This is a genomic window from Pseudoxanthomonas sp. F11, assembly GCF_037046485.1.
Lineage (GTDB): Bacteria > Pseudomonadota > Gammaproteobacteria > Xanthomonadales > Xanthomonadaceae > Pseudoxanthomonas_A.
In genome coordinates this window covers 45,777-66,209 of sequence record NZ_JBANLZ010000001.1, presented here as the reverse complement: position 1 = coordinate 66,209, position 20,433 = coordinate 45,777, and the positions used below count along the sequence as shown (strand labels likewise).

Here is a 20,433-nt window from a genome sequence, read left to right as displayed (position 1 = left end):
CGACCAAGGTCAGAGCCAGGCATGCGCGTAGCGCAAGGGCGGACAGGATGCGTGCCATGATCATTCCCCCCACCGGTACTCGATGTCGAAGGCGAAACGCTGTTCGCGCTGCCCGTCGTAGACCGGGCGCGACCAGGAGACGCCGTAGTCAAGCCGGTGTCCGATCCCCAGCTTCCATTCGTGCCGATAGCTCGCCCGCGGCACCCAAGCGGTGCCGTATCCTTCCTGCCAGTACGTGCCGGCGGTGACCTCCAGGCGCTGGCGCAGATGATGTTCGTATCGACGCCAGGCGATGTGGTCCAGGCGCACGCCGGCGTTGAGCGCATGATCGCGGGAAGGGTTGAAGTAGGGCGCGTCGTCCCGGCTGCCGCGCGATGCGTAGGCATCGCCGATCATGTCGATCAGCAGGTGGGGACGGGTAAACCATCGGCGCTGGCCGGCGAGGCCCAGTTCCTGGCGGCGGTTGCCGTCGTCATAACGCCACTGTTTGAGGCGTAGGCCCAACTGGCCCTGTTCGGAAGGCGTCCACGTCACCGCCGCTTGCCACGCGTCCGCGCCGATACCGCTGCGGCGCGCCTGCAAGGAGGCTTCCGGGTCTGCGTTGAACGCCGCGGCGCTGGCGGACCAGGTGTCGCTGAAGCGCCAGCCCGCCTGCAGGCCGAACGCCGTTCCGTCGAGGTAGCGATCATCCGGACGCAGCGCCTGCGCCTCCAGCGAAAGGCGGTCATGCACGTAACGCAGGCCCATGCCGGCGTAACGGGCGTGGACGCGCTCGCCCTGGAAGTCCGCCCACGCGTCGCTGGCCTGTGCCGTGATACGCCAGCGATCGCCCAGCAGCGGGCTTTCCACGGCAAGGCCGTATTCACCGTCGCGGTTGCCGAGCGGCGACGCGATGTCGCCGTTGCCTTGGGCATCGCTGCGGCCGGTGGCCGCCCACGCGCGGCCGTGCCAGCCCTGGCGCGCATCCCAATAGCGTTCGAGCCGGCGGACGTGCGTATTGCCGGGGTATTGCCGGACCAGCCCGTCGCGAAGCGTCCGCGCTTCTTCGACGCGGTCGAGCGACAACAGCGACTCGGTCGCGCCAATACGCGCCTCGGTGCTGCGCGGGTCCAGGGTCATCGCCATGCGGTGCCGTTCCAGCCCGCGTTCGGTCCAGCCCCGCATGCTGAAGACCGAGCCGAGGCGCGACTGCAGGCCGGCGTTGTTGGGCGCCAGCGCGACGAGTGACTGGAGCGCCGATTCCGCTTCGCCAAGCCGGTTTCCATAGGCGGTCACCATCGCGTGGTTCGTGTCGGCCTCGAATCGCTGCCAGTTCTGATGGCCTCGCCGCGCGCCCGCAGCGCGGGGCCAGGGATCGTTCGCCTCGGCCAGGGATTGGAGCTGGGCGAGTGCCCGTTCGTGCTGTTCCGACTCCAGGTAGGCGTAGGCGAGCAGCAACTGGATGTCGAACTCGCCCGGCATGTCCGCCAGGGAGGCTTCGAGGGCTGCGGCCGCTTCCTCGGGGTGGCGCGTCGCCAGCAGCGAATCGCCGACTTTCGCCAGCGCATAGGGCGGCACGCGCACGCCGTCGGCCTGCAGGACGCGGTAGGCCGCGACCACCTCCTCGTGCTTCTCCAGCGTGTTGAGAATGATCAGCCTGTCCAGCCGCGCGCGCGTCGCTTCGCTGCGTTCGTCCGGCGTCAGGCGGGCGAGATGCTCGTCCATCATGCGTTCCGCGTACCGCATCTCGTCGAGTCGCGACGAGGTCTCCTGCGCGTAAGCGCCACCCCACACGATCAGTCGCGCCCGTCGATCGTTCTCAAGGCGATCCGCCTGGGCGGCTGTGAAGGCCTGCGGTCGTTCGCGATAGAGCTGCCATGCACGTTCGGCACTGCCCAGGTCGGCAAGCGTCAGTGCGCGCAGCCGGTACGCCTCGTCGTCATCCGACGCGTTGGACAGCAGGCGTTCGTATATCGCCAGGGCGGCGAGCCATTGACGCTGGTCGCGCAGACGCGCGGCTTCTCCCAGCGATGCTTCGCGCGCGCCATGCGCGGGCCCAGCAGGTGCGGCCAGTGAGTGAAAGGGAAGCGAAAAGCCCGTGACGCATGCCAGGGCAAGGGGGAGTGCGAGGAGTTTCAAGATCGGCCTTGATCTGCTGTGCGGGGGGAACGTGGTCCTTGTCCCGTGCCTTAAGCGAGAACCATGCCAAATCTACGGAGAGCGTCGACGGAGGACATGCATCGGCCCCTGCTGTTCATCTTTCGTAAAGATCTGTCGGCAGGTGAGGAGGCTGGCCGCATGCCTCACGCCTTTCTGAACGAAATGAGGAACTTGGCCGGGTCAGCAGGCCTGCTGCAGGTGCCGGGCCGGGGCAATTAGTGACGCATGGCGACACATTTTTGTGATCGACAACACATTTTGAGGCGATCGCTCACGGCACGGAGATGGGGCGCCGTCAGGGCTCGCCGGCAGGTGTGATCGGTACGGAGGGGAGGTACCCACCTGGCCTTGGCGGCAACGCATAACAAAAGACCCGGGAAACTTTCGTTTCCCGGGTCTCATGCATTGGTCGGGGAGACAGGATTCGAACCTGCGACCTCTACGTCCCGAACGTAGCGCTCTACCAGACTGAGCTACACCCCGTGGAGCCGCGCATTGTAGGCAGTCGCCGCGCGTGCGGCAATAGGGGCGGGCGTTTTCGTTACGCCACGCGGCCTTCCCAACTAGAATGTAGCGTTGCCGTCCGTTGGAGTGTTTTGCTTGATCAAGCCCCGTACCCCGCCCGGAGTGATGGAACTGCTCCCGCGCGAGCAGATCGCCTTCCAGCGCATGCTGGACACCATCCGCAGGAACTACGAGCGCTTCGGCTTCCTGCCCGTGGAAACGCCGGTCTTCGAGCTGTCCGAGACCCTGCTGACCAAGTCCGGCGGCGAAACCGAACGGCAGGTCTACTTCGTCCAGTCCACCGGCGCACTGGCGAAGGAAGGCGAGGGCCTGCCCGAGCTGGCGCTGCGCTTCGATCTGACGGTGCCGCTGGCCCGTTACGTGGCCGAACACGAACACGAACTGACGTTCCCGTTCCGCCGCTACCAGATCCAGCGCGTCTACCGCGGCGAGCGCCAGCAGCGCGGCCGCTTCCGCGAGTTCTACCAGTGCGACATCGACGTGATCGGCAAGGACGCACTGAGCGTGCGCTTCGATGCTGAGATCCTGGCGGTGATCCATGCCGTGTTCAGCGACCTGGGCATCGGTGACTTCACCATCCAGCTGAACAACCGCAAGCTGATGCGCGGCTTCTTCGAGGCGCAGGGCGTCACCGACGGCGAACGGCAGGCGCTGGTGCTGCGCGAAGTCGACAAGCTGGACAAGCGCGGCGCCGACTACGTGCGCGAGACGCTGACCGGCGAAGGCTTCGGCATGTCGGCCGAGGGCGTGGACCGCATCCTGGACTTCGTCGCCGTGCGCAGCGCCGGACATGCCGATGCGCTGGCGAAGCTGGACGCGTTGGGTCAGGGCAGCGACACCTTCAACCAGGGCCTGGCCGAACTGCGCGAGGTGCTGGAACTGGTGAAGGCATTGGGCGTGCCCGAGAGCGCGTACTGCCTGAACTTCTCCATCGCCCGTGGTCTGGATTACTACACCGGCACCGTCTACGAGACCCAGCTGGACGGGTACCCACAGATCGGCTCGATCTGCTCCGGCGGCCGCTACGAGGACCTCGCCAGCCACTACACCAAGTCGAAGCTGCCGGGCGTGGGCATCTCCATCGGCCTGACCCGCCTGTTCTGGCAGCTGCGCGAGGCAGGCCTGATCGCCGGCAGCGACGAGAGCAGCGTGCAGGCCATGGTCGCCCTGATGGACGAGGGTCAGCTGGCAGAGTCGCTGGATATCGCCCGCCGTCTGCGCGCGGCCGGCATCAACACCGAAGTGCAGATGGAAAGCCGCAAGCTGGCCAAGCAGTTCCAGTACGCCTCGCGCGCGGGCATCCGCTTCGTGGTGCTGGCCGGCGAGGACGAGCGCGCGCGCGGCGCGGTGACGGTGAAGGACCTGCTGCGCGAACAGCAGTTCGAAGTGAAGCGCGAGGAACTGGCCAGCAGCCTGAAGGTGGAGCTGGAACAGGCACGCGCACTGGCGGGGCGCTGACATGAAGCCGATCCTGCTGGATGGTGCTTCGCTCACCCGCGACAAGCTGGTCGAGATCGCGTTCGGCGCCAGCGTCGAGCTGGACAAGGGCGCGCTGAAGGCGGTCGCACGCGCGGCCGACTTCCTGGCCGAACAGGTCCGCCGCGAGGAACCGATCTACGGCGTGTCCACCGGCTTCGGCAGCAATGCCGACAAGCTGCTGGGCGCGCATCCGCTGCGCGACGAACTGCCAGGCGCGACGAAGTCCGGCCGCTCGCTGCACGAAGAGTTGCAGTACAACCTGATTGTCACCCATGCCGTCTGCGTGGGCGAGCCGATGGCGCCGGAGATCGTCCGCGCCATGTTGGGCATCCGCATCAACACGCTGCTGAAAGGACATTCCGGCATCCGCGTCCAGACGTTGCAGGCGCTTGCCGCGATGCTCAATGCCGGCATCGTGCCGGTGGTGCCGTCGCTGGGCTCGGTCGGCGCATCGGGCGACCTGGCGCCACTGTCGCACCTGGCCATCGTGCTGCTGGGCGGCGGCGAGGCGTTCTACGACGGCGAGCGCATGCCGGGTGCGGAAGCCCTCAAACGCGCCGGACTGTCGCCGGTCTCGCTGTCCTACAAGGAAGGCCTGGCGCTGAACAACGGCACGGCGCAGATGCTGGCGATGGGGGTGCTGGCAACCTACCGGCTGGACCAGTTGCTGGATACGGCGGACCTGGCCGCCGCGATGACCATCGATGCGTTCGCCGGCCGCCTGGGCGCCTTCGCGGAGGAAGTGCACGCACTGCGCCCGCACCCGGGCCAGGTGCATGTGGCGGCACGGCTGCGCGACCTGCTGGATGGCTCGACGCTGGCCGACATCCCGTACCACCTGGTGCCGAAGTTCCGCCCGTGGCTGCCGCGCAGCTGGGATACGGCCGAAGCGCAGGCGCTGCGCTTCGATATCGGCTGGGACTGGGTGCCGGTCGACCAACGCCACGGCCGCGAGAAGTTCTACCAGCGCTTCATGCCGTTCCGTGGCGGCAAGAAGCACCAGCCGCAGGACAGCTATTCGCTGCGCTGCATTCCGCAGGTGCATGGCGCCGTGCGCGATGCGGTGGAGCAGGCCAAGCGCGTGCTGGAGATCGAACTCAACGCGGTCACTGACAACCCGCTGGTCTTCCCCGACCGCGAGGCCGAGCATGTCGAAGAGCAGGTGATCTCCGCCGGCCACTTCCATGGCATGCCGCTGGCGCTGGCGATGAGCTACGTGAAGGCGGCCATCCCCACGCTGGCCTCGATTTCCGAGCGCCGCCTCAACAAACTGGTCGATCCGGCCACCAACGACGGCCTGCCGGCGTTCCTGATCGGCAACGAGGACGGCACCGAGTCGGGCCACATGATCGTGCAGTACACCGCCGCGGCCATCGTCAACGACCTGGCCAGCCGCGCGCATCCGGCCAGCGTGTTCTCGGTGCCGACCAGTGCCAACGCTGAAGACCATGTGTCGATGGGGGCCAACGAGGCGCGCCACGTGCTGGCGATGGTGCAGGACCTGGGCAAGGTACTGGCGCTGGAGCTTTACACCGCCGCGCAAGCGCTGGACCTGCGGCGCGACATGATCAATGCCGCGCGCGCGCTATCGGTCCGCACCGATGCGGAAGGACTGGCCACGAAAGTATCGGGCGGCCCATCGCCTGGCGCCGAGGGGCGCGACGTGTTCTTGGCCGAGGTCGACGCCCTGCGCGCAGCGCTGGCGGCCAGCGAGGCCTTCCATCCGGGTCATGCCGTGGCCGCCGCGCATGCGGCGATCCGCGCGAAGATCCCGTTCCTCGACCGCGACCGCGCGCTGGATGGCGAAGTCGCCACCGCCGTGCGCCTGGTGGAGTCGGGGGAGATCCTCGCCGCCGTTCGCAATCGCTGAGTAAGAAGCTGTAGGAGCGACGTCAGTCGCGACCGCACGAACACATCTGCCCTGATGCCAAGGCAACCAGTGACGGAGCGGTGGTTGAGGCGATAGGTTGACACGAGCTCCGTGCGCCTACGACTCACGGTCGCGACTCACGTCGCTCCTACAGTGGACACGGTCGCCTCACAACGTCCGCACGCAATCCCGCCCTTCGGCCTTGGCCGCATACAGCGCTTGGTCGGCCACCTGCAGCGCGGACTCCAGGCTGTCGCGGGCCTCCAGGTCCACGCAGTGCACGCCGATGCTGGCCGAGACGGCGATCTCCAGTTCGCCACTTCGGCACGGCGCGGCCCGTAGCGCCTGGCGCAGCTCCTCGGCCACCACGCTGGCCTCGCCCAGGCCCATGCCGGGCAGGGCGGCGATGAATTCCTCGCCGCCGAAGCGCGCCAGCAGTGCCCCGTGGGGGCGCAGCGTCTCGGCCAGCGTGTTAGAGGTGCAGCGCAGGCAGTCGTCGCCGACCAGGTGGCCGTAGGTATCGTTGATGCGCTTGAAGTGGTCCAGGTCGATCATCAGCAGCGAGATGGGCCGCCGCGAATTCCGCGACTGCGACAACAGATGCTCGAACGCTTCGCGGAAGTGGGTGCGGTTGTACAGGTCGGTCAGGCCGTCGAGGCGGCTGGATTCGCGAAGGCGGTGGTGGGCGGTCTCGAGTTCGGACATCGTCTGCCGCAATTCGGCGGTTCGCGATACCACCTGCTCCTCGAGCGAGTTCTTCGCCTCACGCACGATGCGTTCGTTCTCGTTGCGCAGCGCGGCGTAGCGGTAGCCCAGCGCCACCGACAGCAGCAGCATCTCCAGCGCCGAGCCGATCTGCACGCCGTATTCGGTCAGGAAGGTCTTGGGCAGCAGGCCGAACGCCAGCGCCACGAAGATGCCCGTGCCCAGCAGGAACATCGCCCATGCCAGCAGGAACACCTTGGCCGGCCGGTAGCCGGTCCGTACCACCATCAGCGTGATGACCGCGATCCAGATGATGCTGGGAAACACCGCGGCCGACGCGATCGGCGTGGCCACGTGGTAGGGCAGCTGGGTGGCGGCGATGCCCAGCAGCACGAAGAACGCGATGATCGCCTTGCTGATGCGGTCGCCCAGGCGCCAGCGCGTGTGGAGGTCGAGGAAGGTGCGCGAGAACTGCTGCATGCCGATCTGCGCCAGGCAGACCGAGAGCGGTACGGACTTGTCCGCCAGCCAGGTGGAATGCGGCCACAGGTATTCGAAGCCCAGTCCGTTCAGGGTGAACAGCACCAGCCCGAACGCGGTGATGTGGAACAGGTACCAGAAGTAGCTGCCGTCGCGCAGCACCAGCCACAGCACCAGGTTGTAGAAGAACAGCGCCAGCAGGATGCCGTAGTAGATGCCGATGCCCAGTTGCCCGTCGCGGGAGAGCTCGGCGAAGGCGGCGGGCGTATACAGGAACAGCGGCACCTGCATCGAACTCTGGCTCTCCACCCTGACCAGCAGTTCGACGGGCTGCCCGCTGGGCAGGTCCAGCCAGAAGTTCGGATGCCGGTAGCGGATGCTGCGCTGCTCGAACGGGAACGTGTCGCCGCCGGCATGGTGGACCATGTGGCCATCGGGGTAGCGCGCGTACACGTCGATACGGTCGCTCAGCGCGTACTGCTGTACCAGCAGCCAGCGCTGCTCGCGCGGATTGCCGTTGACGACGTTCACCCGGAACCAGAACGCGCCGGTCTGGAATCCGAACGAGGCATCGCCATCGGGCAGGGGTGCGAAACGGCCCTCGGCCAGCAGGCGCCTGGCGTCCTCGACCGTGACCGCGCCGCCGGCGTCGTGCAGGTAGGTGGTCTGCGGTGCCAGCGGCAGGTAGCTGGCGTCTTGCGCGATGTGCGCCTGCGTCGCGGCCGCGGCACCCAGTGGCCACAACGCCAGCAGCAGCAACCACTGCACCAGCCGCTGATGCCATGTGATGTCGTCCCGTCGCCCCATGCCCGTCCCCCCCGGGTGGCCGGTCAGGGCGCCGCGGCGATTACCCGCGGCGCCTTCCGGCGTCCTTGGCAGTGTACTCATCGTCCTTGCCCGCTCCAGCCCATCATCTGTCCCCTGGCGTGCCCATGCCGGAAGTAACGGAAAGCGACCCCCATTCCAGCCAGTGTCCGGGTTGACGGCCGTTCTGTTGATCATTTAATGTATTAACACGTTAATGCATTAGTGCATGCATCCCCCGTCATGAAGCGCCGCTCTCCCCAAGACGAAGTCGCCGACAACGCGCCGCTGCAGGCCCTCGCTGAGGCCTTGGCGGCGCTGTCGGAAGCGGGCGAGGTGCGTGCCTTCCTGGAAGACCTGTGTACACCCGCCGAGCTGGAGGCCATGGCCGACCGCTGGCGCGTGGTGCCGCTCCTGCTGAAGGGTGTGCCCTATCGGGAAATCCACGATCTCACCCAGGTCAGCGTGACCACCATCGGCCGCGTCGCCCGCACCCTGGAACGGGGTGCCGGTGGTTACGCCGCCGCCGTCCACCGCCAGCAGGCGGCGACGGCTTCCGCCTCCCACTGAGTCCTTCCATGAGCCCCTCCCTGACCCCCGCGACGCGCGAGCGTCTGCGCATCGCCATCCAGAAGAGCGGACGGCTGGCCGAGCCGGCGCGCACCTTGCTGGCCGCCTGCGGCCTGAGCTGGCGCGAAAGCCGCGACAAGCTGTTCTGCTACGGCGAATCCCTGCCGGTCGACCTGCTGCTGGTGCGCGACGACGACATTCCCGGCCTGATCGCCGACGGTGTGTGCGATTTCGGCATCGTCGGCCGCAACGAACTGGAGGAACAGGCCGGCGAGCGCGCCCTGATCGGGCTGCCGCAGGCCTACCGCGAACTGCGCCCGCTCGGCTTCGGCAGCTGCCGGTTGATGCTGGCCATTCCCGAGAGCTGGGAATGGGAAGGTCCGCAGCAGCTGCAGGGCCTGCGCATCGCCACCAGCTATCCCTCCGTGCTGCGCCAGTGGCTACAGGCGCGCGGGATCGACGCGGCCGTGGTCGAGCTGTCCGGGTCGGTGGAGATCGCGCCCAAGTTGGGCACGGCCGACTTGATCTGCGATCTGGTCTCCAGCGGTGCCACGCTCGCCGCCAACCAGCTGAAGCCGGTGGAAACGCTGCTCGACAGCGAGGCGGTGCTGGCCGGTCCGGCGCGCGAGTTCGACGACGCCCGCGCGGGTCTGGCCGACATGCTGTTGCGCCGCCTCGACGGTGTACTGAAACTCAAGGACAGCAAGCTGCTGATGTTCCGCGCCGAGCGCGAGACGGTCCCGGCGCTGTCGCGGTTGCTGACCGACAGCGACGGCCTGGTCACGCTGCCGGGCGGCGACGAAGGCCCCCTGTCGCTGCAGGCCATGTGCCACGGCGCGGTCACCTGGCAGCGGCTGGAGGAACTGCAGCGTGCCGGTGCGCAGGGCCTGATGGTCCTGTCGGTGGAGAGGTCGCTGGCATGAGCGCTTCGCACGCCCCGGTGTACGACTGGAATGCGCTGGATGCTGCCGCGCGCGCCGCCGTGCTCGCACGGCCCGTGCAGGCGGTCGCGCAACGCACGCGCGATGCCGTGGCCGGCCTGCTGGCCGACGTGCAGGCGCGCGGCGACGTGGCGCTGCGCGAGGTCACGGCACGCTTCGACGGCGTGGAGCTTGAAACCTTCGAGGTGCGCGAGTCGGAATTCGCTGCGGCGCACGCCGCCGTGCCCGCCGAGCTGCGCGAGGCGATGCAGCAGGCCGCGGATCGGATAGAGGCCTTCCACCGCGCCGGCATGGCGCAGCCATACGCCGTGGAAACCGCCCCCGGTGTGGTCTGCGAACGCATGATCCGGCCGATCCCGCGCGTTGGCCTGTATGTGCCCGCGGGCAGTGCGCCGTTGCCGTCGACCGCGTTGATGCTGGGCGTGCCGGCGCGCTTGGCCGGCTGCCGCGAAGTCGTGCTGTGCACGCCGCCACGCCGCGACGGCAGCGCCGATCCCGCCGTGCTGGTGGCCGCACAACTGACGGGTGTGCGTCGCGTGTTCAAGCTCGGTGGTGCGCAGGCGATCGCCGCGATGGCCTTCGGCACGCACAGCGTACCGAAGTGCGACAAGCTGTTCGGTCCCGGCAACAGTTACGTGACCGAAGCCAAGCAGCAGGTCGCGCAGGCCGGCGCCGCCGCCATCGACATGCCGGCGGGTCCCTCGGAAGTGCTGGTGATCGCCGATGCGGGCGCCGACGCAGCGTTCGTCGCGGCGGACCTGCTGTCGCAGGCCGAGCATGGCCCGGACTCGCAGGTGCTGCTGCTGTCCGATGACGACGCCCTCATCGCCCAAGTGCAGGACGAACTCGCCACGCAGCTTGCCCGGCTGGACCGGGCGGATATCGCGCAGCAGGCGTTGTCGGCCTCGCGCCTGGTCAAGGTCGCCGCGCTCGACGATGCCTTCGCCATCAGCAACCGCTACGCGCCGGAACACCTCATCCTGGCGCTGCGCGAACCGCGCGCGTGGCTGGACAAGGTGGAAGCCGCCGGCTCGGTGTTTCTCGGCGACTTCACGCCGGAAGCCTTGGGCGATTACTGCAGCGGTACCAACCATGTGCTGCCTACCGCGGGTGCGGCGCGTGCGTACAGTGGCGTCAGTGTGTCCAGCTTCCAGAACTTCGTCAGCGTGCAGTCGGCCAGCCGTAGCGGCATCGCCGCGATCGGCGAGTGCGCCTTGACGCTCGCGCGGGCCGAGGGGCTGGGTGCGCATGCCCATGCGGTCGCGCTGCGGTTGCGCAAGGCGGTCGCATGAGCAGCGTCCTGCCCCTCGTGCGTCCGGACCTGCGCGATTTCGCGGGCTACAAGTCGGCGCGCAGCGAAGCCCTGCGTGGCGAGGTGTGGTTGAACGCCAACGAATCGGCGTGGGCCAACCCGGCCGACGGACAGGGGCGCAGCCGCCGCTATCCGGATCCGCAGCCACTGGCGCTTCGTGCGCGCTTGGCACAGGTCTATGGCGTGGCGCCGGAACAACTGCTGGTCGGGCGCGGCAGCGACGAGGCCATCGACCTGCTGGTGCGCGCGCTGTGCGTGCCCGGACAGGACGCCATCGTGGTGACGCCGCCGGTGTTCGGCATGTACGTGGTCTGCGCACGCCTGCAGGGAGCACGCATCATCGAGGTGCCGCTGGTCGATGGCGACGCCGGTTTCGTCGCCGATCTCGACGCCATCCGCGAGGCGGCGCTCGGTCAGGGGGCCAAGCTGGTGTTCCTGTGCTCGCCCTCCAATCCGGCGGGTTCGACCATTCCGCTGGATGGCATCAAGGCCCTGGCGCACGCGCTGGAAGGCCACGCGCTGGTGGTGGTGGACGAGGCCTACGGCGAGTTCGCCGACGGCGCGTCTGCGACGACGCTGCTGGGTGCGCACGCCAACGTCGCCGTGTTGCGTACGTTGTCGAAAGCGCATGCACTGGCCGCCGTGCGCATCGGCATGGTGATCGGTGGGGCGGAACTGATCGCGATCCTGCAGCGCTGTCAGGCACCGTATCCGGTGCCCACGCCGTGTGCCGACCTTGCGCTGGAAGGCCTGTCCGATACGGCGCTGGAGCAGACGCGGGAACGCGTGGCGGTCGTGCGTCGTGAGCGCGAACGGCTGCTGTACGCTCTCGCGCGGATACCCGGTGTACGCCGCGTCTATCCTTCGCAGGGAAACTATCTGCTGGTGCGCTTCGACGATCCCGATGGCGCTTTCCGTACGCTGCTCGCCGCCGGCGTGGTGGTACGCGACCAGCGCGCCGCGCCCCAGCTGGACGACGCATTGCGCATCACCATCGGCTCGACGGAACAGAACGATCGCGTGCTGTCGGCCCTGAACACGAATCCCACGCCATGACACCGATCCTCTTCATCGACCGCGACGGCACCCTGATCGAGGAGCCCGAGGATTTCCAGATCGACGCCTACGAGAAGCTGCGCTTCGTCCCCGGCGTCGTTCCTGCGCTGCTCAAGCTGCGCGATGCCGGCTACCAGTTCGTGATGGTCAGCAACCAGGATGGCCTGGGTTCGGAACAGTACCCGCGTGCCTCGTTCGAAGGGCCGCACGCGCTGATGATGCAGGTCTTCGAAAGCCAGGGCATCCGCTTCCGCGACGTGCTGATCGACGAAAGCTGGCCGCACGAGAATCGTCCTACGCGCAAGCCGGGTATCGGTCTGGTGATCCCCTACCTGCAGGACCGCAGCATCGACTGGGCGCGTTCGGCGATGGTGGGCGACCGGCAGACCGACAACCAGTTCGCCGAGAACTTGAACATCCGGGCGTTCCAGCTGAAGACCGCGCAGTTCGGCGGCGAGTGGGACTGGGCCGGCATCGCGCATGAACTGGCGGATGCGCCGCGCCGTGCGGCGGTACAGCGGAACACCAAGGAGACGAAGATCCGCGTCGAAGTGGACCTCGACCGCATCGCCGAGCCGGTCGCGAAGACGGGATTGCCCTTCTTCGATCACATGCTGGAGCAGATCGGCAAACACGGCGGGTTCGCACTCGACGTGCGCGCTGAGGGCGACCTGCACATCGACGAGCACCACACCGTCGAGGACACCGGTCTGGCGCTGGGGCAGGCGCTGAAGGAAGCGCTGGGCGACAAGCGCGGCATCGGCCGCTACGGCTTCACCCTGCCGATGGACGAGACGCTGGCCAGCGCCGCGCTGGATTTCAGCGGGCGGCCATACTTCGTCTTCACGGGCGAGTTCCGGCGCGAGCGCGTCGGCGACCTGCCGACCGAACTGGTGCCGCATTTCTTCCGTTCGCTCTGCGATGCGGCCGGCCTGAACCTCAACCTGAAGGTGGAAGGCGACAACGACCACCACAAGGTCGAGGCCAGCTTCAAGGCGCTGGCGCGCGCGCTGCGCCAGGCGGTGAAGCGCGAGGGTGACGAGCTGCCGTCGACCAAGGGGGCCCTGTGACGAAGGTGGTCCTGGTCGATGCCGGCGGCTCCAACATCGGCTCGGTGCGCTATGCGCTGCAGCGTCTGGGAGTGGAGGCGGAACTGACCGGCGACGCGACGACGATCCGCGCTGCGGACCGGGTGATCCTGCCCGGCGTGGGTGCCGCCGCCGTGTGCATGGCGCGGCTGCGGCAACTGGACCTGGTCGACGTGCTGCGCACGTTGGACAAGCCGCTGCTGGGCGTCTGCGTCGGTGTGCAGCTGTTGTTCGCGCATTCCGAGGAGGACGACACCCCCTGCCTGGGCCTGCTGCCGGGACGCGTGCGCAAGCTGCCCGCCGCCCCCGGCATCCGCGTGCCGCACATGGGCTGGAACACCCTGCAGCGGCGACGCGGGGGTTCGCTGGTGGAGGGCATCGCGGACGGCGACCACGCCTACTTCGTCCACAGCTATGCCGCCGCCGTCGACGACGACTGTCTGTGCAGCAGCGAGCACGGCCAGCGCTTTGCCGCCGTCGTACAGCGCGGCAACGTCGCGGGGGCGCAATTCCATCCCGAGCGCTCGGGCGCCGTCGGCGCGCGACTGCTGAAGAACTTCATCGAGTACGGACTGCAATGACAGGTTTCACCGTGTATCCCGCCATCGACGTGCGCGATGGCCGCGTGGTCCGTCTGGCACAAGGCGACTACGCCCGCGAGACGCGTTACGAGGGCGCGCCACTGCAGGTCGCGCAGCGCTATGCCGCACAGGGAGCCGAATGGCTGCACCTGGTCGACCTGGATGCGGCGCGCGCCGGCGGCTATACGCTCGCGCCGTTGCTGGAGGAGATCGCGCGTACGACTCCGCTGAAGGTGCAGACGGGCGGTGGCGTGCGTCAGCGCGACGATGTGGCGCGCATCCTGGACGCCGGCGCGCAGCGGGTGGTGGTCGGTTCGCTGGCGGTCCGCGAGCCGGGTATGGTGCTGGCCTGGCTGGCCGAATTCGGCAGCGAGCGCATCACCGTGGCGCTGGATACGCGGCTCGATGCTGGCGGTGCGTGGCGCCTGCCGGTGCATGGCTGGACCGAGACCGCATCCGAGACCCTGGACGAACTCGCCACCCGCTACGCCGATGCCGGCCTGCGCCATCTGCTGTGCACCGACATCGCCCGCGACGGCATGCTGAGTGGGCCCAACCTCGACCTTTACGCCCACCTGCGCGCGAACGTGCAGGCGTTGGTGGTACAGGCCTCGGGCGGCGTGAGCGCGGTGGCGGATATCGTCGGAGCGCGCGAAGCGGGTTGCGCCGGCATCGTGCTCGGGCGCGCCTTGCTGGAAGGCCGCTTCGCCCTGCCGGAAGCACTGGCATGCTGAGCCGGCGCATCATTCCCTGTCTGGACGTGCGCGAAGGCCGCGTGGTCAAGGGCGTGAAATTCCGCGACCACGTCGACATGGGCGATATCGCCGATCTGGCGCTGCGCTACCGCGACGAAGGGGCCGACGAACTGGTGTTCTACGACATCAGCGCCAGTCCGGAAGACCGTTCGGTGGACTACGCCTGGATCGAGCGTATATCGCGGCTGCTGGATGTTCCGTTCTGCGTGGCAGGCGGCATCCGCGATGTGGAGACCGCCCGTCGCGTGCTGTACAGCGGGGCCGACAAGGTGTCGGTCAACACGCCTGCGCTGGAGCGCCCGGAGCTGATCGGCGAACTGGCGCAGGCCTTCGGCGTGCAGTGCGTCGTGGTCGGCGTGGACTCCATCCTGGAAGCCGATGGCGAATGGCGCGTGCGCCGTTACACCGGCGACCCGTCGAAGATGCAGGGTGCCGGCCTGCGGACGCTGGACTGGGTCGTGCAGGCGCAGCGCCTGGGCGCCGGCGAAATCGTGCTGAACTGCATGGACCAGGACGGCGTGCGGCGGGGTTACGACCTGGCGCAACTGCGCGCGGTACGCGCCGTCTGCGAAGTGCCGCTGGTCGCCTCGGGCGGCGCGGGCGAGATGGGGCATTTCATCGACGTGTTCCAGCAGGCGGATGTGGATGGCGCGCTGGCGGCCAGCGTCTTCCACAGTGGGCATATCCGCATTCCGACACTGAAGCAGGCATTGGCGCAGCAAGGCATCGAGGTGAGACGTGGCGACTGACAACCGGCGACCGGCGTTCGACGCCACCCGTCTCGACTGGGACAAGGGGGACGGCCTGCTGCCCGTCATCGTGCAGGACGCCGCGACGCTGCGGGTGCTGATGCTGGGCTACATGAACCGCGAAGCGCTGCAGGCCACGCTTGCCAGCGGGCGCGTGACCTTCTTCAGTCGCAGCAAGCAGCGGCTGTGGACCAAGGGAGAGAGCTCCGGCCACGTGCTGGAACTGGTGTCGGTAGAGGCCGACTGCGACGACGACACGCTGCTGGTCCTCGCGCATCCGCATGGCCCCACCTGCCACCTGCAGCGCGCCAGTTGCTTCCCGTCGGCACCGTCGGCATTCCTGTCGGAACTGGATGTCCTCGTTGCGCAGCGCGAGCGCGAACGGCCGGCGGACAGCTACACCACGCGGCTGTTCGAGGCCGGTGTGCGCCGCGTCGCGCAGAAGGTGGGCGAAGAGGGCGTGGAAACCGCCTTGGCCGCCGTGGCCCAGAACGAAGCCGCGCTGCTCGGCGAGAGTGCGGACCTGCTGTACCACCTGACCGTGCTGCTGCGCGCACGCGGCCTGTCGCTGGCCGATGCCGTCGAAGTCCTGCGCCAGCGCCACGCGGCCACGTAAGATAGCCACGCACTTTGTAGGAGCGACGTGAGTCGCGACCGCGGATCGTGATCGAACATGGTGATTGATCGTTCGCATCGCCTCCGATGTGTTCGCTAGCCTCCGGCCGTGCGGTCGCGACTCACGTCGCTCCTACAACGGCTATGCCGTCACCTGCGCCATAATCCTCCGGTCCTTCCGGCTGGAGTCGCCATGCGTGCTTCGTTGATTGCCCTCGTCCTGGCGTTGCTGACGGTCCCCGCCCATGCGCTTCCGCCGCCGTGCAACTGGGGTCAGGTGTACGAGGACCGCAACGGCAACGGGACCCGCGACGCGGGGGAGCCGGGCCTCCCGGGCGTCAAGGTGTCCAACGGCATCGAGATCGCGGTGACGGACGGGCAGGGCGAGTACAGCCTCGATTACGTCGACGGCCGCACGCTCTTCATCATCAAGCCGGCGGGCTACGATCTGGCGGTGCGCCCCGACGGCCTGCCGGCGCGCTGGCGCAACCTGCAGTACCACGCCGGGCCCGCGCTGAAGTACGGCGGCATCCCGGAGCGCCAGCCCGACTGCACGCACTTCGGGCTGCATCCACGGGCGGCGGCGAAGGACAGCGCACTCGACGTACTGCTGTTCGCCGACAGCCAGACTTCTTCGGTGAAGGACGTGGACTACTACTGGCGCGACATCGTGCAGCCGCTGGTCGGGAGCCATGGTGCCGCACTGGGCCTGACCCTGGGCGACGTGACCAACGACGACCTTTCGCTGTATCCGCAGATCCTGCGCACGACGATGAGCCTGCAGGTGCCCTGGCTGTTCATCCCGGGCAACCACGATCTCGATTTCGATGCCGCCGGCGATGAGGATTCGCTGCGCACGTTCCGCCATCACCTCGGCCCGGACACGTTCGCTTGGGAAGAAGAGGCCGCGACGTTCATCGGCCTGGACGACGTGATCTACCAGCCGGGCGGCACCCCTGCGTATTTCGGCGGGCTGCGCGAGGATCAGTTCGCCTTCCTGCAGGCGTACCTGCCCACGGTGCGGAAGGACCGATTGCTGGTGATCGGCGTGCACATCCCGTTCTACGAACCCGGCGCGCGCGGCTTCCGTCCCCAGGACCGCGAGCGGCTGTTCGCCATGCTGGAGGACTTCCCGCACGTGCTGCTGCTCAGCGGGCACACCCACACCCAGCGCCACTGGTACCACGACGCATCCACCGGCTGGCATGGCATGCGGCCGCTGCATGAGTACAACGTCGGTGCGGCCTGCGGCGCCTACTGGTCGGGCATCAAGGATGCCGAGGGCATTCCCGACACGACGATGGCCGACGGTACACCGAATGGTTACGCGCGGCTGCGCGTGGACGCCGGCGGCGCCTACGCGCTATCGTGGCATCCGGCGCGCGATGCGGACGACAACGGCATCGGCCTGCACGCGCCGCGCGTGCTGCGGAAGGGTGCGTATCCGGCGTGGGGCGTGTTCGCCAATGTCTACATGGGCGATGCGGAGACCCGCGTGGAGTACCGCATCGACGGCGGCGAATGGAAACCGATGAGGCGCGTGGAGCAGCCCGACCCCAGGCTGCTGGTGGAGAACATGCGCGACGACACGGCCGATGCGCTGCGCGGCTACGATCGCTCGCCCGAAGCCGAGGCGTCCCAGCACCTGTGGCGTGGCGCGCTGCCCACCGACCTGGCCGAGGGCGAGCATGCGGTCGAGGTGCGCGCCTTCGACCGGTGGCGGGGCGAACGATCGGCTCGTACTTCGTATCGCCTGCAGGTCGCGGAGCCCTGATCGTGGCCGGGACGGAACTTCCCCTCGAGCACTTCATGGATGCTGCGGCGTGGGAACGCTGGCTGGAGCAGCATCCGGAATCCACAGGCGTGTGGCTGAAGATTGCCAAGAAGGACTCGGGGGTCGCGTCGGTGAGCTACAGCGAGGCGCTGGACGTGGCGCTGTGCCACGGCTGGATCGACGGACAGAAGAAGGGGTACGACGCGCAGTGCTTCCTGCAGCGCTTCACGCCCCGGCGCGCACGCAGCACGTGGTCGAAGATCAACGTCGCCCGGATCGAAAGCCTGATCGCGGCGGGTCGCATGCGGCCCGCTGGCCTGCGCGAGGTCCAGACGGCGAAGGCCGACGGTCGCTGGGACGCGGCCTACGACGGTGCGAAGTCGATGGCGGTGCCGCCGGAACTCGCCAAGGCTCTCGCGAAGAACCGAAAGGCCAAGGCCTTCTTCGACACGCTCGACAAGACCAACCGGTACGCGATGTGCTGGCGCGTGCAGACAGCGGTGAAGCCGGAAACCCGGCAGGCACGCGTGGAAAAGCTGGTGGCCATGCTCGCGCGGGGCGAGAAGATCCACGGGGCCTGAAACGGAACGCCTCCCGGAGGAGGCGTCCTGGAACCCGGCGGGCGAGCGGAGGCGGGCGGGCGAGGTTGACGTGGCTGGCTGGCGAAGGCGGGCGGGCGACGTGGCGCGCAGTCTAGCCAGATCGGCCCACCCGTGCGGAAACGCGAATCGCTTTCAGCGCGGCGCGCTGGCGCGCACGCTGAGCCACGCCCCCGTCAGCAGCAGCGAGATGGCGATCGCGTGTATCCAGTGCGCCTGCGCGCGACCGGCCGCCACCAGCAGGAGGGTGGACAGCAGCGGCGCCAGATAGGACAGGCTGCCCAGCAGGGCGATGTCGCCACGCTTGGTGCCGTGGTCCCACAGCCAGAACGCCGCTCCCACCGGACCGATGCCCATCACGACCAGGACCTGCCACTGGATGGCATCCGGTGCGACCGTGCGCTCGAACAGCAGGTGCGCGGCGGCGCCCAGCACCGAGACGCCCGCGCAGGCCACGGTGATGGCGGCAGTGGGGACATCGGCGAAGCGGCGGTTGAGCACGGAATACGCGGCCCAGATCACCGCGGCACCCAGTGCGGCGAGGTAGCCCGGGACGTGCGCACGGTCGACCTGCAAGCCGTGTCCGCGGGTCACCAGCAGCGCCGCGGCCACCAGGCCGAGCAGCGTGCCCGCCCACTGCCCGGCACGCACCGTCACGCCGCCGACCAGGCCGGCGAAGACCACGATCAGCAGGGGCCACAGGTAATTGAGCAGGTTCGCCTCCACCGCCGGCGCGCGCTTGAGCGCGATGAAGTAGAGCGCGTGGTAGCCGAACAGCGCCAGCGTGGACAGCGCCAGCGCCACGCCGGGTTGGCGCAGCTCGCGCCAGCCCGCGGCGCCGCGCAGTGCCGCCCGCGCCAGCCCCAGCAGCGACGCGATGCCGAAACTGACCGCGAGCACCTGGAACGGGGGCAGGTTGCCGGTCGCGGTCGTCAGTACCGCCAGCGAAGCCCACAGCAGGATGGCGGCCAGCCCCGTCAGCGTAGCCGTGCGTTGCGACGCCATGGTTCGGATTCAGTCGGGCAGCGCGATGTCGGCGAACGACGCCACGCGCGCATGCCCGTGCGCGGCCTCGCCCTCGCGGGACTGCGGGTAGTCGTCCACGCGGTCGATCAGGCGCGTCTGCAGGCCGGCTTCGCGCGCGGCGTCCAGCTCTTCCACCACATCGGACAGGAACAGGATGGCATTGGCCGGCACGCCGATGCGGCCGGCGATCACGCGGTAGCTGTCGGCTTCGCGCTTGCCGCCGACTTCGGTGTCGAACCAGTCGGAAAACAGCGGCGTCAGGTCGCCGGCGTCGCTATGCCCGAAGAACAGCTTCTGCGCCGGCACCGAGCCGGACGAGTACACGTACAGCGGATAGCCGCGCGCGTGCCAGTCGCGCAGCGCGGGCGCCGCGTCGGGATAGATGTGGGCGGTGAAGTCGGCATCGCGGTAACCCGCCTGCCAGATCATGCCCTGCAGCGCCTTCAGCGCCGTGTGCTTGCGGTCCTGGTCGATCCAGCCCTGCAGCGTCTCCACGATGACGTCGTCGTTGCAGATGCTGCCGTGCTCGGTGGCCACCACGTCCAGCCAGCGGCGGACCTCCGGGTCGTCGCGGTGGTCGCGCACGAAGCCGGGCAGGGCGCGCCGTGCGTACGGGAACAGCACGTCCTTCACGAACGAGATGCTGCTGGTGGTGCCTTCGATGTCGGTCAGGATGGCGGAAACGGGCATGGCGATGTTCACGGTCACGGTAGAGCGGAGCGCGCTCCGCTGCTCTTGTTCTGGATAGGGTCGTGCCGCCGGGCAAGCCCGGGCCGGCAGGATCGATCAATGCCCGTCGGTCAGACCGTCGTAGCGCGGGAACTGCTGGGCGATGGTGGTGCCGGTGAAGTGGCCCACCCAGCCATCCGGCTCGGTGAAGAAGCGGATGGCGACGAAGCGGGGCTCCGGGCCCATGTCGAACCAGTGCAGCGCGCCGTCCGGCACGGCGATCAGGTCGTCCTGCACGCACTCGATCTCGTAGACCCTGCCATCCACGTGTAGCGTGAACAGGCCCGACCCCGCCACGAAGAAGCGCACCTCGTCTTCCTTGTGGTAGTGCTCGTCGAGGAACTTGGCGCGCATCGCCTCGCGCTGCGGGTTGTCCGGCGCGATGCTGACCACGTCGACGGTCTTGAAGCCGCGCTCGGCCACCAGGCGGTCGATGTCGGCGCGATAGGCGTCCATCACCTCTTCCGGCGAGGCGCCGGGCTCGATCGGCTTGTTCGCCTTCCAGCGTTCGAAGGTCACGCCGATCTTCTTCAGCTCGGTGGCGATGAAATCGGGGTCGTAGCTGGCGAACTCCGGGGTGGCCGGGTCGGATTCCTTGAAGATGCGCAGGCGGCTCATGGCAATGGCGTGAGGCGG

Annotated in this window: 18 protein-coding genes and 1 tRNA gene; 13 read left to right on the top strand and 6 right to left on the bottom strand. The window is 68.3% G+C overall.

Going from position 1 to position 20,433, the window contains the following annotated elements; all coding sequences use genetic code 11:
* Nucleotides 1-60: 60 nt before the first annotated feature.
* Nucleotides 61-2,118 carry a poly-beta-1,6 N-acetyl-D-glucosamine export porin PgaA gene (pgaA, locus tag V8246_RS00300; RefSeq protein ID WP_336187434.1) on the bottom strand — a complete coding sequence of 686 codons (2,058 nt, stop codon included), beginning with the start codon at nucleotides 2,116-2,118 and terminating at the stop codon, nucleotides 61-63.
* A 427-nt stretch (nucleotides 2,119-2,545) separates the two neighbouring features.
* A tRNA-Pro gene (locus tag V8246_RS00295) sits at nucleotides 2,546-2,622 on the bottom strand.
* Nucleotides 2,623-2,739: 117 nt separating this feature from the next.
* Here V8246_RS00295 and hisS point away from each other — a divergent pair.
* Nucleotides 2,740-4,122 carry a histidine--tRNA ligase gene (gene hisS, locus V8246_RS00290; RefSeq protein ID WP_336187433.1) on the top strand — a complete coding sequence of 461 codons (1,383 nt, stop codon included), beginning with the start codon at nucleotides 2,740-2,742 and terminating at the stop codon, nucleotides 4,120-4,122.
* A 1-nt stretch (nucleotide 4,123) separates the two neighbouring features.
* The gene (locus V8246_RS00285) at nucleotides 4,124-6,013 is read left to right on the top strand and encodes an aromatic amino acid ammonia-lyase (RefSeq protein ID WP_336187432.1); all 1,890 of its coding nucleotides are present in this window, start codon (nucleotides 4,124-4,126) and stop codon (nucleotides 6,011-6,013) included.
* A gap of 168 nt (nucleotides 6,014-6,181) precedes the next feature.
* Here V8246_RS00285 and V8246_RS00280 read toward each other — a convergent pair whose 3' ends face one another.
* Nucleotides 6,182-8,086, bottom strand: coding sequence for a 7TM diverse intracellular signaling domain-containing protein (locus V8246_RS00280; protein ID WP_336187431.1), 1,905 nt, complete (start codon nucleotides 8,084-8,086; stop codon nucleotides 6,182-6,184).
* 159 nt (nucleotides 8,087-8,245) lie between these two features.
* Here V8246_RS00280 and V8246_RS00275 point away from each other — a divergent pair, with 159 nt between their 5' ends.
* The 11 genes from V8246_RS00275 (at nucleotide 8,246) to V8246_RS00225 (ending at nucleotide 18,024) form a co-directional block, all read left to right on the top strand.
* The gene (locus V8246_RS00275) at nucleotides 8,246-8,572 is read left to right on the top strand and encodes a YerC/YecD family TrpR-related protein (protein ID WP_185895882.1); all 327 of its coding nucleotides are present in this window, start codon (nucleotides 8,246-8,248) and stop codon (nucleotides 8,570-8,572) included.
* 8 nt (nucleotides 8,573-8,580) lie between these two features.
* On the top strand, nucleotides 8,581-9,495 hold the full coding sequence (gene hisG / locus V8246_RS00270; protein ID WP_336187430.1) for an ATP phosphoribosyltransferase: 915 nt from the start codon (nucleotides 8,581-8,583) through the stop codon (nucleotides 9,493-9,495).
* The gene (hisD, locus tag V8246_RS00265) at nucleotides 9,492-10,805 is read left to right on the top strand and encodes a histidinol dehydrogenase (protein WP_336187429.1); all 1,314 of its coding nucleotides are present in this window, start codon (nucleotides 9,492-9,494) and stop codon (nucleotides 10,803-10,805) included. Before hisG ends, hisD begins: the two co-directional genes overlap by 4 nt.
* Nucleotides 10,802-11,881, top strand: coding sequence for a histidinol-phosphate transaminase (gene hisC / locus V8246_RS00260; protein WP_336187428.1), 1,080 nt, complete (start codon nucleotides 10,802-10,804; stop codon nucleotides 11,879-11,881). The genes hisD and hisC overlap by 4 nt, the downstream gene beginning before the upstream one ends.
* Nucleotides 11,878-12,951, top strand: coding sequence for a bifunctional histidinol-phosphatase/imidazoleglycerol-phosphate dehydratase HisB (gene hisB / locus V8246_RS00255; protein ID WP_336187427.1), 1,074 nt, complete (start codon nucleotides 11,878-11,880; stop codon nucleotides 12,949-12,951). The genes hisC and hisB overlap by 4 nt, the downstream gene beginning before the upstream one ends.
* Nucleotides 12,948-13,550: an imidazole glycerol phosphate synthase subunit HisH gene (hisH, locus tag V8246_RS00250; protein WP_336187426.1), complete on the top strand. Its 603-nt coding sequence runs from the start codon at nucleotides 12,948-12,950 to the stop codon at nucleotides 13,548-13,550. The genes hisB and hisH overlap by 4 nt, the downstream gene beginning before the upstream one ends.
* Nucleotides 13,547-14,284, top strand: coding sequence for a 1-(5-phosphoribosyl)-5-[(5-phosphoribosylamino)methylideneamino]imidazole-4-carboxamide isomerase (gene hisA, locus V8246_RS00245; protein WP_336187425.1), 738 nt, complete (start codon nucleotides 13,547-13,549; stop codon nucleotides 14,282-14,284). Before hisH ends, hisA begins: the two co-directional genes overlap by 4 nt.
* On the top strand, nucleotides 14,278-15,054 hold the full coding sequence (gene hisF, locus V8246_RS00240) for an imidazole glycerol phosphate synthase subunit HisF (protein ID WP_336187424.1): 777 nt from the start codon (nucleotides 14,278-14,280) through the stop codon (nucleotides 15,052-15,054). Before hisA ends, hisF begins: the two co-directional genes overlap by 7 nt.
* Nucleotides 15,044-15,670, top strand: coding sequence for a bifunctional phosphoribosyl-AMP cyclohydrolase/phosphoribosyl-ATP diphosphatase HisIE (gene hisIE, locus V8246_RS00235; protein ID WP_336187423.1), 627 nt, complete (start codon nucleotides 15,044-15,046; stop codon nucleotides 15,668-15,670). Before hisF ends, hisIE begins: the two co-directional genes overlap by 11 nt.
* Before the next feature lie 192 nt (nucleotides 15,671-15,862).
* Nucleotides 15,863-17,443 carry a calcineurin-like phosphoesterase family protein gene (locus V8246_RS00230; protein ID WP_336187422.1) on the top strand — a complete coding sequence of 527 codons (1,581 nt, stop codon included), beginning with the start codon at nucleotides 15,863-15,865 and terminating at the stop codon, nucleotides 17,441-17,443.
* 2 nt (nucleotides 17,444-17,445) lie between these two features.
* A complete protein-coding gene (locus V8246_RS00225) occupies nucleotides 17,446-18,024 on the top strand; it encodes a YdeI/OmpD-associated family protein (RefSeq protein WP_336187421.1) in 579 nt (192 codons plus the stop codon).
* A 153-nt stretch (nucleotides 18,025-18,177) separates the two neighbouring features.
* Here the strand turns inward: V8246_RS00225 and V8246_RS00220 are convergent, their stop codons facing one another.
* The 3 genes from V8246_RS00220 to V8246_RS00210 form a co-directional block, all read right to left on the bottom strand.
* Entirely contained in the window at nucleotides 18,178-19,047 is an 870-nt protein-coding gene (locus V8246_RS00220; RefSeq protein ID WP_336187420.1) for a DMT family transporter, read from the bottom strand.
* Nucleotides 19,048-19,056: 9 nt separating this feature from the next.
* Nucleotides 19,057-19,758 (bottom strand): acireductone synthase, encoded by a 702-nt coding sequence (mtnC, locus tag V8246_RS00215; RefSeq protein ID WP_336187419.1) that lies wholly within the window; start codon nucleotides 19,756-19,758, stop codon nucleotides 19,057-19,059.
* Between the two features lie 96 nt (nucleotides 19,759-19,854).
* Nucleotides 19,855-20,415, bottom strand: a complete 561-nt coding sequence (locus V8246_RS00210) for an acireductone dioxygenase (RefSeq protein WP_185895895.1) — start codon at nucleotides 20,413-20,415, stop codon at nucleotides 19,855-19,857.
* Between the last annotated feature and the right edge of the window lie 18 nt (nucleotides 20,416-20,433).

Bases quoted from the DNA above. Each gene is read 5' to 3' on its own strand.
- V8246_RS00285 (WP_336187432.1), top strand. From the start codon at position 4,124: ATGAAGCCGATCCTGCTGGATGGTGCTTCGCTCACCCGCGACAAGCTG.
- hisF (WP_336187424.1), top strand. From the start codon at position 14,278: ATGCTGAGCCGGCGCATCATTCCCTGTCTGGACGTGCGCGAAGGCCGC.
- V8246_RS00230 (WP_336187422.1), top strand. From the start codon at position 15,863: ATGCGTGCTTCGTTGATTGCCCTCGTCCTGGCGTTGCTGACGGTCCCC.
- V8246_RS00220 (WP_336187420.1), bottom strand. From the start codon at position 19,047: ATGGCGTCGCAACGCACGGCTACGCTGACGGGGCTGGCCGCCATCCTG.
- hisA (WP_336187425.1), top strand. From the start codon at position 13,547: ATGACAGGTTTCACCGTGTATCCCGCCATCGACGTGCGCGATGGCCGC.
- mtnC (WP_336187419.1), bottom strand. From the start codon at position 19,758: ATGCCCGTTTCCGCCATCCTGACCGACATCGAAGGCACCACCAGCAGC.
- V8246_RS00210 (WP_185895895.1), bottom strand. From the start codon at position 20,415: ATGAGCCGCCTGCGCATCTTCAAGGAATCCGACCCGGCCACCCCGGAG.
- hisG (WP_336187430.1), top strand. From the start codon at position 8,581: ATGAGCCCCTCCCTGACCCCCGCGACGCGCGAGCGTCTGCGCATCGCC.
- V8246_RS00280 (WP_336187431.1), bottom strand. From the start codon at position 8,086: ATGAGTACACTGCCAAGGACGCCGGAAGGCGCCGCGGGTAATCGCCGC.
- hisB (WP_336187427.1), top strand. From the start codon at position 11,878: ATGACACCGATCCTCTTCATCGACCGCGACGGCACCCTGATCGAGGAG.
- V8246_RS00275 (WP_185895882.1), top strand. From the start codon at position 8,246: ATGAAGCGCCGCTCTCCCCAAGACGAAGTCGCCGACAACGCGCCGCTG.
- hisC (WP_336187428.1), top strand. From the start codon at position 10,802: ATGAGCAGCGTCCTGCCCCTCGTGCGTCCGGACCTGCGCGATTTCGCG.
- hisD (WP_336187429.1), top strand. From the start codon at position 9,492: ATGAGCGCTTCGCACGCCCCGGTGTACGACTGGAATGCGCTGGATGCT.